The sequence below is a fragment of the Amycolatopsis sp. NPDC059027 genome (assembly GCF_042739735.1).
Lineage (GTDB): Bacteria > Actinomycetota > Actinomycetes > Mycobacteriales > Pseudonocardiaceae > Amycolatopsis.
Window position 1 is genome coordinate 73012 of the sequence record NZ_JBHYIK010000040.1, and the last position, 12350, is coordinate 85361.

Below are 12350 nucleotides of genomic sequence, written 5' to 3' on the forward strand. Positions count from 1 at the left end.
TCTAGCCACGGAGTGCTGCCCATGTTCGGCTTTCTCGACGTGCCCGTTTCGGGCGCGTATCACCTCGTCCACTGGCTTGTCGCGGTCACCCAGCCCGTCACCGGTCACTTCGCGATCGCGCTGGCGATCGTCCTGTTCACCGCCACCGTCCGGCTTCTGCTGCTCCCGCTCGCGAAATCCGCCGTACGCGGCGAGCGGGCCAGGGCCGAGCTGATGCCCCGGATCGGCGAGCTGCAGAAGAAACACGCGGGCGACCGCGAACGGCTGGCCGCCGAAATCTCCCGGCTGCAGGCCGAATCGGGCACATCGATGTTCGTCGGCTGCCTGCCGATGCTCGCGCAGCTGCCGTTCTTCTGGGTGATGTACCGGCTGTTCACCACCCCGGTGATCGACGGCGAGCCCAACTCGCTGCTGTCCGGCACGGTGCTGGGGACGCCGCTGGGCGGGCACGGCTTCGCGGCGGGCCCGATGGTGTTCGTGATCGCGGCCGCGCTCGGTGTCGTCGCGTGGTTCTCGGTGCGCTGGCAGGACCGTCAGCGGACCGAAACCGCCTCGGCGCCCGCCGCGAAGCTGCTGCGGTTCCTTCCCTATGGGACCGTGCTCGCCACGATCTTTCTCCCGGTGGCCGCGGATCTGTACCTGCTCACGACCACCGCGTGGACCGCCGCCGAACGCGCGCTGCTACGCCGTCCACAACGGACGGTCCAGCCGACGGACAAATAGGACTCAGCTCAGCCGGGCGGCGCGTGATTCGAGGTAACGCCGCTCGGCGAGACTGGTCGTGATCCGCGCGGCGAGCCGGTAGCTCTCCAGCGCGCCCGCCGTGTCGCCCGCCTTCTCCCGCAGGTGCGCGCGGACGGCGTGCAACCGATGGTGGCCGGACATCCGGTCGTCACTGTCCAGTGTGGACAGAAGATCGAGGGCAGCGGCCGGGCCCTGGGTTTCGGCGAGCGCGACAGCGCGGTTGAGCGTCACCATCGGGTTGGGTGCGATCCGTTCGAGGATCTTGTACAGCGTGTGGACCTGCTGCCAGTCGGTGTCCTCGGCCTTCGCCGCGCTCGCGTGCGTCGCGGCGATCGCCGCTTGGAGCAGATAGGGGCCCAGCGACGCGTGCTTCATGGTGTCGCCGATCAGCGTCGTCCCCTCCACCAGCAGCTCGCTGTCCCACAGGGTGCGGTCCTGCTCGGCCAGCGGGATCAGTTCACCGGACGGCCCGGTGCGGGCGCCGCGGCGCGAGTCGGTCAGCAACATGAGCGAGAGCAGCCCGGCGACCTCGGTGTCTTCGGGCAGCAGCCGCCGGACCAGACGGGTCAGCCGGATGGCTTCCTGGGCGAGGTCGGCGCGGTGCAGGGTCTCGCCCGAGGATGCCGTGTAGCCCTCGTTGAAGATCAGGTAGAGCACCTGCAGGACGACGGCGAGCCGTTCGTCGCGTTCGTCGGCCGCGGGCATGGCGAACTGGCTGCCCGCGGCCTTGATGTTCTTCTTGGCACGGCTGATGCGAGCGGCCATCGTGGCCTCGGGCACCAGGAAGGCGTGCGCGATCTCGGCGGTGGTGAGGCCACCGACGGCGCGCAGGGTGAGCGCGGTCTGGGACGCCGGGGTCAGGGTCGGGTGGCAGCACAGGAAGAGCAGGATCAACGTGTCGTCGGCGTCGGGGACGTCCTCGTCGCGTTCGCCGGTGTGCAACGGAAGTGCCTGCGCGGTGGCGGTGTCCTCCCGCTGCCGGCGCGACTGGTCCTTGCGGAACTGGTCGATCAGCCGCCGCGAGCCGACGGAGATCAGCCAGCCGCGCGGGTTGGCCGGGACGCCCTGATCGGGCCATTGCGTGGCCGCGGCGAGGACGGCCTCCTGAACGGCGTCCTCGCATTCCTCGAACTGGCCGTAGCGGCGGGCGAGCACGCCGAGGACCTGCGGCGCCAGCTCGCGCAGCAGGTCCTCGATCGCGGGCGCGGTGTTCACATCTCCATCCCGGCGGAGAACATGACCGGCCGCACCTCGACGCCGAATCCTTCGACGCGGGCCTCGGGAATCCGGGCCGCGAGTTCGATCGCGCGTTCCTTGTCGTCGCAGTCGATCAGGTAGTAGCCGGAGAGGAACTCCGCGGCTTCGCGGTAGGGGCCGTCGGAGACGACCGGCTCGCCGCCCCGGACGCGGACCACGGCACTGTGTGACGGGTCGGCCAGCGCCTGGCTCATGATCATTTCACCGGACTCGGTGATCGCGTGCGCGAACGTGCCCCGGCCGTCCCGCACCGCGGCACGTTCGTCCTCCGGTAGCGCTCTCCATGCCGCCGGGTTCATATGCGTGTTCAGCAGGAACTTCATCTCGACTCCCTCGGGTGACGGCCCGTGGCGGGCCCCTTCACCGGTGGGTCGTCGCCGATGGCGTCCCCTCGACATGCCGCCGCCGGGAATCTTGGCACAGTTCTCCGCCGGGTGGGCGGATTACCGGCCCGCGCGACGAAGCTCGGCGGCGACTTCTCCGGCCGCGGCGATGCCGTCCTCCTCGGGCTCGTCCGGCAGCGGCAACAGGATCACCGATTCGCTCCCGGCCTCGTGCAGCCGCCGGACCCGCTCGGCACATCCGGCGAGGTTCCCGGACACCGTGAGGTGGTCGATCCACTCCGGTCGCAGCCGCGCGGCCAGCTCGTCCGCGCCCTCTTCGATGAGGGCGAGGATCTCCTCGCCGAACGGCAGCGGCCGCAGGTGCTCGGCGGTGCTGGGCTTGAGGCTGTCGGCCAGGGTCTTCCGGACGCGCTCCCTCGCCCGGTCCGGGTCCTGGCCCAGCGCGAGCCAGTTGTAGGTGACGACCGTGTGCGGGTCGGCGTCGATCGTGGCGCGGGCGGCTCGCACGTACTCCGGGGCGGCGGGCTCGGCGAGCACCGTGCCGTCGGCGGCCCTGCCGGACAGCGCGAGCGACTTCGGCCCGCGGACCCCGGCGAGCACCGGCGGCACGACAGCGGGCGGATAGTCCAGCTCGACCTCGTCGAGCCGGACGTACTTACCCGACACGGAAAGCCGCTCGCCCGCGAGCAGCCGCCGGATCGCGGTGAGCGTCTCCTCCAGCGCCGTCAGCGGGGACGCGGGGTAGGCGCCGATCTGCCGCATCCAGGACGGCACGCCGTGGCCGATCCCGGCGATCAGGCGCCCGGGGTGCAGCTCGGCGAGCGTGGCCAGCTCCATCGCGGCGATGGCGGGGTTGCGGGCGACCGCGGGCAGCACGCCGATGCCGACCGGGATCTTCTCGGTCGCGGCCAGCACTGTCGCCGCGGTGGCGATGCCGCCCGCGTAGAAGCAGTCCTCGACCACCCAAAGTTCGTCGAGCCCCGCCTGCTCCGCCTGGCGCGCCAGCTTCGTCAGCCGTGCCGGGGGTACTTCGCGGGAGATCCGGACGCCGACGCGTGAAGTGGTCATGACGATGATCGTGCCAGCGCCCGCACGGCAGGGCCACCGGATTTCCTTGCTGTGGCTGGTTATCCGGCTTATTCGGCGAGCCGGTGCAGGAGGAAGATGCCGTTCACCGCGGGCCGGTCGCGACGCTGGTCGTCGGTCGAGACGTATTCGTCGAGGACCTCGAGGATGCGGCGGTCCAGCTCGGCGACGTCCTCCGGGGACAGGTGCAGCAGAAAGCGCTCGTAGGCCTGAACCTGCTCCGGGCCCGCCTCGCGCAGCTCCTCCTGAAAAGCTTCGACCGGAGCGAACCGGGTCTCCGCGTCGAAGTCGTTCAGCGGACCGTCGAGCCACCAGGTGTTGCCGACAGCGCGATAGGGCTTCTCCAGTGCGCCGCTCTCCCCGGTGCGGACCGCCGCCTGCTCCAGCAAGCCCGCGTCGACCAGCTGGCGGACGTGGTAGAGCACGGTGCCCGGGTCGCGTTCGAGGCGGTCGGCCAGCTGCTTGTTCGTCAGCTCCTTCTGTTGGCACAGGCGCAGAATCCGCAGGCGCAGCGGGTGACCGGCCGCCTTCGCCTCCTTCGCCGTCGCAGGGCGGCGTTTGCGCGCGGCAGCGGGCCCGCTCGCGGGCTGCCGGATGGTCGTCTCGCCGTCCATGACGGCCACGGTAGTCCATCGATGGATTCAGCCACATCGATGGAGTTTTCTCAATCGATGTGTAATTCTCCATGGGTGGATGTGCCTGCGAAGCGAGGTCTGGGCGGGGACTACTGGCGGCTGTGGACCGCGGCCGGTCTGTCGAGCCTGGCCGACGGCGTCGTCAAGAACGCCCTCCCGCTGGTGGCCATCGGCTTCACCCGATCCCCAGTGCTGATCTCGGGGCTGGCCGTCGCCTTCAGCCTGCCGTGGCTGGTGTGCGCGTTGCCGGTCGGTGCGCTGGTCGACCGCATCGATCGTCGCCGTGCGATGCTGGGCGCGAACGTGGCCAGAGCTGTGCTGCTCGCTGTTCTCGTCCTCGCGATGGCGTTCGATGTCGGTTCGATCTGGGCGCTGTACGTCGTCGCGGTCTTCGTCGGTGTCGCCGAGACGATCTACGACACCGCGGCGCAGTCGATCATGCCGCAGATGGTCGGGCGCGAGCACCTCTCCCGGGCCAACGGACGCCTCTACGGGGCCGAGATGACGGCCAACGAGTTCGCCGGCCCGCCGTTGGCCGGATTCCTGGTGGCGGCCGGGACGATGTTCGCGCTCGGGACGCCGGTCGGGCTGTGGGCCGTCGCCATCGTGGCGCTGGTGGCGCTTCGCGGGCGATTCCGGATTCACCAGGAGCGGCCCGCCAGCCTGCGCGCCGACATCGCAGAGGGGCTGCGATTCCTTTGGCGACAAAGGGTTTTGCGGACCTTCGCCGTCATGGTCGGTGTGTTCAACTTCGCCACCGGTGCCGTGTGGGCCGTTCTGGCACTCTATGCGGTCGGGCCGGAATCCATGCTGAAACTGTCCACACAGGACTACGGTTTCCTGCTGACCATGGTGGCTGCCGGGAACGCCGTCGGTTCGCTCTTCGCGGAACGGGTCGAACGGCTCCTGGGCCGGGCGCGGTCACTCGGCGCGGGGTTCCTCTGCACCGCCGTATTGCTGGGTGTTCCCGCGTTCACCGCGCAACCGCTCGTCGTCGGGGCCGCGTTCTTCGTCGGCGGTCTGGGAATCGTGGTCTCGAACGTCGTCATGGTTTCGCTGCGCCAGCGAATTACTCCGGATCGGCTGCTCGGACGCCTCAGCAGCGCGCACCGGCTCGTCGCCTGGGGCACCAAACCGCTGGGCGCGGCCGCGGGCGGGCTCTTGGCGCAGTGGCTGGGGCTGTCCGCCTTGTTCGTGATCATGAGCGGGTTCGTGCTCACCCTGGTCGTCGGTGTGCGGGTGGTGACCGACAAGGCCATGGACGCCGCGGAGCGTGTCGCACGGGAGGGTGAGCCCGCTTGACAGGCAAGTGACGGCTTGCCTATAACGGGGTGTGTGGACGCGGACCTGTTCAAGGCGATCGGCGACGCGACGCGACGCACCATCCTGGACGAGCTGACCGAAAAGGACGGTCAGACACTGTTCGAGCTTTGTGGCCAGCTGAGCATGAGGCACGGCCTGGCGTCTTCGCGTCAGGCCATTTCGCAGCACCTCGCGGTGCTCGAGCAGGCAGGCCTGGTGCACACCCGGCGGCAAGGCCGGTACAAGTTCCACCACATCGACACGAGCCCGCTGCGTTCGATCGTCGAGCGGTGGCCCATCGACCGAGAGGCACCGAACCCATGATCCGCATCAACATCACCAGCGTGCTGGTCGACGACCAGGCCAAGGCGCTCGCCTTCTACACCGAGAAACTGGGCTTCATCAAGAAGACCGACGTGCCCGCCGGCGGAGCACGCTGGCTCACCGTGGTCTCCCCGGCCAACCCGGACGGCGTCGAGCTGCTGCTGGAACCGGACGGTCACCCGGCGGCGGGCCCGTTCAAGAAGGGACTGGTCACCGACGGCATCCCCTACACCCAGTTCGCCGTCGACGACGTCTACGCCGAGGTCGAGCGGCTCAAGGGGCTGGGCGTCCAGTTCACCCAGGAGGCGACCGACATGGGCCCGGTGGTCACCGCTGTTCTCGACGACACCTGCGGCAACCTGATCCAGCTCGCCACCATGAAGTAGCCGCCTAGCCGGTGAGCCGGTCGAGCCAGCGATACCGTTCGATCCGGCGGATCGAGTCGTGGATTTGCTCGATGCGCGGCACCATTTCCCTGGCCGTGTTGAACACCACGGTGAGATCCTTGTGCGGGATATCCTGCATCATCACATCGATCCCGAGCGCGGCGCAGGCGCGGTCGACGCCTTCTTTCCAGATGTCCAGGTCGATGCCACACAGGTGCTCGTGCCGGAGCACCAGCCACTCGCCGAGACAGAGCTTCCGTGCCATTTCGTCGAAGTCCTTGACTTGGTAGGGATAGGACATGATCGTGATCCGTCCCCTCGGGTCAGCTCGATGGTTCTCGTGGTGACGTTCAAGGGGCGAGCCAGGATGTCGTGAAGGGCATTTCGGCAAGGTCTGACGTCCCCAAAGTGCCATTCACGCGCTGGAGAGGCCGAAGTCGGACGACAGAGCTGTGTGCCCTGTACCTGTGTGATGAGCAGGCACCGTGTCGCGCGTTCGGCTTAGGTTCTGAGGTGGATGGTGTTGCGTCGTGGTGTGCGGGTCGCGTCGAGCCAGGCGGGTGGAATGAACTCGGGGAGTCCGTCGCTGGCGATTCGGACTTCCCATGGGGAGTGGTGGATTACCTTGTGGTGGACGGAACAGAGGAGGACGAGATTGTCCACTTTGGTCTCACCGTGGTGTGCCCAGTAGGTCACGTGGTGCGGCGTGCAACGGTAGGCAGGGGCATCGCAGCCGGGGAAGGCGCAGCCGCCGTCGCGACGCATGAGGGCGCGGCGGATGGCCGGGGTGGCCAGGCGCTGTGCTCGGCCGACGTCGAGGGGTTCGCCGTGCGTCCCCAGGACCATGGGGATGATCTTGGCGTCGCAGGCGAGGCGTCGTGCTTCGGCTGCGGTGATCTCGCCGAGCAGATCAAGAGTGGCCTGTCCGATCCCGGTCCGCAGTTCCTTGAGTCCGACGGTGACGACAATGTGGGTGGCTTCTCCGGCCTGTGTGGGCAGGTCGGGGTGTTCGGTCCACATCCGCACCAGCTCCGAGAACGCACACCCGCGCCGCTCCCACTGGGTTCGGGTATCGCGACCCTCCTCTTCGGTGGCGGGGCGTGGTTTCGCGAGTGGGTCGAGCATGGCTTGCAGGCGTGCGGAGGTCTCGTCATCGACGCGGGCCTTGATCTGGTGCCCGCCGTCACGGTGCGGTGCGAGGGAGAACTCGGGCTGGAAGGGTTTCGGTTCCCGGGTTTTGGGTTCCCGACCGTCGGGATCAAGCTGACTCAACAAACGCCGCCCGGCGGCACGGATTTCCCGGGGTCCGGCGGCGCGGGCGAGTTCGGCGAGGATCTTCTCCGCCTGCTCCCGCTGATCCACCGGGGCTGTCTTGGGGAGTTTGTCGAGGACCCGGAGGATCTCGTCGATCTGGGCGGCGCCGATCGCGCCCTCGGCTGCGGCCTGCGCGGTGGCGGGTGCCGTGGGTGGTTGTTCGCCGGTGGTGAGATCGCGGGTGCTGTTCAGCGCTAGTGCTCTTGTCGCGCGGGCTTTCGCTTCGGCGTAGGGGATGTTCAGCGTTTCCTGCAGCAGTCGCACGAGGCTTCCATAGCCGGTGGTATCGCGGATGCCGCGTCGTTCCAGCTCGGCCATCACCTCGCCCTGCACAGCGGCTTCCCGACGCTGCACACACTCGGACTCCAAGAGCCGTGTCAGCAGGCAGCCGACATCGACGCGCCACCACTCGGTGCGCGTTGCGGAGGTGCTGCTGTCGACTGCCACAACATCAACGATACGCCGCCCGATCGAACATGTGTGCTATCGATCGGGTGAACCTCGAAAACGCACTTTTCCTTGCTGTAAAAGGATTTCCGCCGAAAACTCCGACCAAAGCGCAAGTGGACCGCCGACGGAATCCCTCCACGCGCGATAGGCCCGCGCGGTCCGATCCGAACATCGCGCCCGAGACGTCGTCACCGATGTCCGAAGTGAGGGCTGTCACCCGTCCGGTCCTTTCGGGAACTCGGAGCACGTCCCAGCCGACAGCTGAAGGGTGCGGACAACCGAACTTTCCCCGTCCCCGCCGCGCCGGTACCCCGCCGTGCTCCTGCCCATGGTCTGGCTGGCAGGGCTCGCCGTGGTGCTGCTGGTGGTGGCGCTCGCCGGGAACGTCTACGCGCTGCTCGGGGACAGTGATCCCGGCGCGCTGACGGCGTTCGGCTTCGGGGTGGTCCGGTTCGCGGCCGACGTCGCGGGTGTCGTCTGCGGCGGATCGCTCGTGTTCGCGGCTTTCGTGGCGCCGGGACGCCGGGGCGGGTTCCTGACGGCGGAGGCGTTCTCCGCGGTGCGGCTGGCGGCGTGGGCCGCGTCCGGCTGGGTGGCGGCGGCGGTGCTCGCCGTGCCGTTCTCGGCGGCGGACGCCTCCGGGCTGCCGGTGCGGCGGATGCTCGAACCGGGTGTTCTCCTGTCCACTGTGGACGCGGCAGAAGAGCCGAAGGCGTGGCTGTGCGTGCTGGTCGCGGCGATCATCGTGTCCTTGCTGTGCTGGTTCACGCTGAGCTGGCGCACGACGGTGCTCGGCGTCGTCGTCGCGATGGCAGGGCTGCTCCCGCCGGTGGTCGCCGGGCACGCGTCGGTCGGCGGCTGGCACGACTTCGCCACCAACGCCATGCTGTGGCACATCCCCGCGGCGAGCGCGTGGGCGGGATCGCTCGTCGCGCTGCTCGCGTATCTCCGTCGCGTCAAAGAGCCGGACGCGGTGATTCTTCGCCGCTACCAACGGCTTTCGCTGGTCTGCTTCCTCGTGGTCGGGATCTCCGGCGCGGTCGCCGGGCTGATCCTCGCCCGCCCCGCCGGGCTGGCGAGCGGGTACGGGTTGCTGCTGGGGATCGACCTGGTCGTCCTGGCGATCCTCGGTGTGCCGATCATGGCGTTGCGACGGCGTAACGGATCGCGCTGGCGGGTCCTGATCATCGAACTCCTGCTGCTGGCCGTCGCGCTGGGTACCTCCGTCGGGCTGACCCATCTGGTGCCGCCGTCGTTCCTGAACAACCCGGCCACGGTGCAGGAAACCGTGCTCGGCTACAACCTCGACAACCCGCCGTCGTTCGCCGGGCTGGTTTTCGGCTGGCGGTTCGACCTGCTCTTCGGTTTCGTCGCGCTGATCGCGATCGGTGCGTACCTCCTCGGCGTCCGCCGGCTGCGCCGCCGCGGGGACGCCTGGGCCCCGCGCAGAACCATCGCGTGGTGCGCGGGCTGGCTCGTGGTCCTCATCGCGACGTCGTCCGGGCTCGGGCCATACGCCTCGGGCACCTTCAGCATGCACATGATCATCCACATGACGTTGAACATGCTGGCCCCGGTGCTGCTCGTGCTGGGCGGCCCGCTCACCCTGGCACTCCGGGCGCTCCCGGCGGCGGGCCGGGACGCGGCACCGGGCCCGCGCGAATGGCTCGTCTCCCTGCTGCATTCGCGGGCGGCACGGATCATCGGACATCCCGCGCTCGCGTCGGTGGTGTTCGTCGGTTCCTTCTACGCGCTGTACTTCACCGACCTGTTCGGCCAGGCGATGCTCTATCACTGGGCGCACCAGCTGATGAACCTGCATTTCCTGGCGGCAGGGTACGTGTTCTTCTGGCTCGTCGTCGGTGTCGACCGCCCGCCGCGCCCGCTGCCGCATCTGGCGCGGCTGGGCATGCTCTTCGCGGTCATGCCGTTCCACGCGTTCTTCGGCGTGATCCTGATGAACAAACAGGTCGTGATCGCCGAGACGTTCTACCGCTATCTTTCCCTGCCCTGGGCCGGAGATCTCCTCACCGATCAGCAGCTCGGCGGCGGGATCGCCTGGGCCACCGGGGAAATCCCGATGGTGGTCGTGGTCGTCGCGCTGCTCGCCCAGTGGGCCCGCGCCGACGAACGCGAGGCCAAACGCATCGACCGCACCGGCGAAGACGACTTCGCCGCCTACAACGCCATGCTCGCCGAACTCGCCGCCAAGCGACGCTGAAAACCCCACGGAGCCACCGAAAATGACCACCACGACCACCGGGACGACCCCGGTCCGCACGGTCGAACTGGCCGTGTCCGGCATGACCTGCGCCGCCTGCTCGGCACGGGTGGAACGCACACTGAACAAGCTCGACGGCGTCCGCGCCTCGGTCAACTACGCCACCGAACGGGCGACCGTTCAAGCACCCGGGGACATGGCTGACGACGTCCTGCTCGGCCGGATCCGCAAGGCTGGTTACGAGGCGAGGCTCCGGGGCGAGGACGACGCCGAACTCGGGACGGCGAGGGTCGCGGATCTGCGCCGTCGTCTCATCGTGGCGGCGGTGCTGGCGATCCCGCTCGGGAACCTGTCCATCACGCTCGCGCTGGTGCCCTCGCTGCGATTCCCCGGCTGGCAACTGCTCTGTCTCGCGCTGGCCTTCCCGGTCGTGTTCTGGTCCGCGCTGCCGTTCCACCGTGCGGCACTGCGGAATCTGCGGCATCGATCGTCCAGTATGGACACTCTGGTGTCGATCGGCGTGCTCGCGTCGTTCGCCTGGTCCGGCTGGGCGACGCTCTTCGGCGGGCACGAGCCCGGCTACTGGATCGGCTTCGGCCCCACGGCGGCCGGGGCGGACGCGATATACCTCGACGTCGCGGCGGGCGTCACCACCTTCCTGCTCGCGGGTCGCTACTTCGAGAGCCGCTCACGACGTAGCGCCGCTGGGCTGCTCGCCGCGCTGGATGCGTTGGCCGCCAAGGACGTCCGGGTGTTGCGGGACGGCGTGGAGCGGATGGTGCCGATCGGTGAGCTGGCCGTCGGCGACCTCTTCGTGGTCAAACCGGGGGAGTCCATCGCCGCCGACGGCGTCGTCGACAGCGGACTATCCACAGTGGATGTCAGCGCGGTGACCGGCGAGCCGGTACCCGCCGAAGTCGGGCCGGGCGACCGGGTGATCGGCGCCGGGATCAACCGCGACGGACGTCTCGTCGTCCGGGCGACCGCGGTCGGCGCGCACACCCAGCTGGCGCAGATGACCGCGCTCGCCGAACGGGCGCAGGCCCGCAAAGCCAACGTACAGCGGCTCGTGGACCGGATCTGCGCGGTGTTCGTCCCGGTGGTGCTGGGCCTGGCCGTGCTCACCCTCGCGGGCTGGCTGCTGACCGGGCAGCCGGTGCGGGACGCGTTCACGGCCGCGGTCTCGGTGCTCATCATCGCCTGCCCGTGCGCGCTCGGCCTGGCGACGCCGACCGCGCTGATGGCGGGGGTCGGCCGGGGCGCCCAGCTCGGGATCCTCATCAAGGGGCCGGACGCGCTGGAGGCCAGCCGCTCGGTCGACACCGTGGTGCTGGACAAGACAGGCACGGTCACCACCGGCCGGATGACGGTCACCGGGCACTATCCGGCGGACGGGTTCACCTCGGCCGAACTGCTGCGGTTTGCCGGGGCGGTCGAAGCCGGTTCGGAGCACGCGATCGCGGCGGCCGTGGTCACCGCGGCGAAGGCCGAACTGCCGGAGCTGCCCGACGTCACGGAGTTCGCCGCGCTGCCGGGGCTCGGTGCGCAGGGGACGGTTGAAGGTCACGACGTCAAGGTCGGCAGCCCGCGGCTGTTCCCCGACGTGCCGGGAGACGTCGGGGAACAGCTCGCCGCCGCCGAGGGGGACGGGGCGACGGCGGTCCTCGTCGCGGTGGACGGCCGGATCGCCGGGCTCCTGGTGATCCGCGACGTCGTCAAGCCGTCCGCGCGCGCCGCAGTGGCCGCGTTGCACGACCTCGGTCTGCGGACGGTCCTGCTGACCGGCGACAACGAGACCGCGGCCCGGGTTGTCGCGGCCGAAGTGGGCATCGACGATGTCCGTGCCGGGGTGCTGCCCGCGGAGAAGGCCGAGGCCGTCGAAGCGTTGCGCGCCGGGGGAGCGCGGGTCGCGATGGTCGGCGACGGGATCAACGACGGCCCCGCGCTCGCGACCGCCGACCTCGGCATGGCGATGGCCAGGGGCAGCGACATCGCGCTGCGCTCGGCCGACGTCGTGCTCGTGCGCGACGACCTGCGCGTGGTGCCCGACGCGATCCGGCTGGCGAACCGCACGTTGCGCGTCATCCGCGGCAATCTGCTGTGGGCCTTCGGCTACAACGTCGCGGCGATCCCCCTCGCCGCGCTCGGGCTGCTGAACCCGCTCATCGCCGGCGCGGCGATGTCGCTGTCGTCGGTACTGGTGGTCTCGAACAGCCTGCGCCTGCGCTCCTTCGAGGGAAGCCGCGTAGACGGTCCGTGAATGCCACATTGAGGGACTCTGATTCCC

General features: G+C 69.4%; 12 protein-coding genes. 6 read left to right on the top strand and 6 right to left on the bottom strand.

Annotated features, from left to right (window positions below; translation table 11 throughout):
• The first annotated feature begins 21 nt into the window (after positions 1-21).
• Complete coding sequence (locus ACFWY9_RS26465; protein WP_378322999.1) at positions 22-723, top strand: YidC/Oxa1 family membrane protein insertase; 702 nt, start codon at positions 22-24, stop codon at positions 721-723.
• A 3-nt stretch (positions 724-726) separates the two neighbouring features.
• On the opposite strand, the gene ACFWY9_RS26470 is transcribed toward ACFWY9_RS26465, so the two are convergent.
• The 4 genes from ACFWY9_RS26470 to ACFWY9_RS26485 all read right to left on the bottom strand — a co-directional run bounded on the left by ACFWY9_RS26470 (position 727) and on the right by ACFWY9_RS26485 (position 4045).
• Entirely contained in the window at positions 727-1959 is a 1233-nt protein-coding gene (locus ACFWY9_RS26470) for an RNA polymerase sigma factor (RefSeq protein WP_378322997.1), read from the bottom strand.
• Positions 1956-2324, bottom strand: coding sequence for a YciI family protein (locus ACFWY9_RS26475; protein WP_378322995.1), 369 nt, complete (start codon positions 2322-2324; stop codon positions 1956-1958). The genes ACFWY9_RS26470 and ACFWY9_RS26475 overlap by 4 nt, the downstream gene beginning before the upstream one ends.
• Positions 2325-2444: 120 nt before the next feature.
• Positions 2445-3413 (bottom strand): LLM class flavin-dependent oxidoreductase, encoded by a 969-nt coding sequence (locus ACFWY9_RS26480; RefSeq protein ID WP_378322994.1) that lies wholly within the window; start codon positions 3411-3413, stop codon positions 2445-2447.
• A 68-nt stretch (positions 3414-3481) separates the two neighbouring features.
• On the bottom strand, positions 3482-4045 hold the full coding sequence (locus tag ACFWY9_RS26485) for an ArsR/SmtB family transcription factor (protein WP_378340181.1): 564 nt from the start codon (positions 4043-4045) through the stop codon (positions 3482-3484).
• A gap of 75 nt (positions 4046-4120) precedes the next feature.
• On the opposite strand from ACFWY9_RS26485, the gene ACFWY9_RS26490 reads away from it, so the two are divergent.
• The 3 genes from ACFWY9_RS26490 to ACFWY9_RS26500 are packed head-to-tail and all read left to right on the top strand — an operon-like array spanning position 4121 to position 6078.
• Positions 4121-5368, top strand: coding sequence for an MFS transporter (locus ACFWY9_RS26490; RefSeq protein WP_378340182.1), 1248 nt, complete (start codon positions 4121-4123; stop codon positions 5366-5368).
• A gap of 33 nt (positions 5369-5401) precedes the next feature.
• Complete coding sequence (locus tag ACFWY9_RS26495; RefSeq protein ID WP_378340183.1) at positions 5402-5692, top strand: ArsR/SmtB family transcription factor; 291 nt, start codon at positions 5402-5404, stop codon at positions 5690-5692.
• A complete protein-coding gene (locus ACFWY9_RS26500; protein ID WP_378322990.1) occupies positions 5689-6078 on the top strand; it encodes a VOC family protein in 390 nt (129 codons plus the stop codon). Before ACFWY9_RS26495 ends, ACFWY9_RS26500 begins: the two co-directional genes overlap by 4 nt.
• Before the next feature lie 4 nt (positions 6079-6082).
• Here ACFWY9_RS26500 and ACFWY9_RS26505 read toward each other — a convergent pair whose 3' ends face one another.
• Together ACFWY9_RS26505 and ACFWY9_RS26510 are read right to left on the bottom strand one after the other, a co-directional pair.
• A complete protein-coding gene (locus tag ACFWY9_RS26505; protein WP_378322989.1) occupies positions 6083-6379 on the bottom strand; it encodes a hypothetical protein in 297 nt (98 codons plus the stop codon).
• Between the two features lie 200 nt (positions 6380-6579).
• Entirely contained in the window at positions 6580-7839 is a 1260-nt protein-coding gene (locus ACFWY9_RS26510) for a DUF222 domain-containing protein (RefSeq protein WP_378340184.1), read from the bottom strand.
• A gap of 271 nt (positions 7840-8110) precedes the next feature.
• Here ACFWY9_RS26510 and ACFWY9_RS26515 point away from each other — a divergent pair, with 271 nt between their 5' ends.
• Both ACFWY9_RS26515 and ACFWY9_RS26520 read left to right on the top strand, forming a co-directional pair.
• Positions 8111-10063, top strand: a complete 1953-nt coding sequence (locus ACFWY9_RS26515; protein ID WP_378340185.1) for a cytochrome c oxidase assembly protein — start codon at positions 8111-8113, stop codon at positions 10061-10063.
• Positions 10064-10085: 22 nt separating this feature from the next.
• Positions 10086-12323: a heavy metal translocating P-type ATPase gene (locus ACFWY9_RS26520; protein ID WP_378340186.1), complete on the top strand. Its 2238-nt coding sequence runs from the start codon at positions 10086-10088 to the stop codon at positions 12321-12323.
• The last annotated feature ends 27 nt before the right edge of the window (positions 12324-12350 follow it).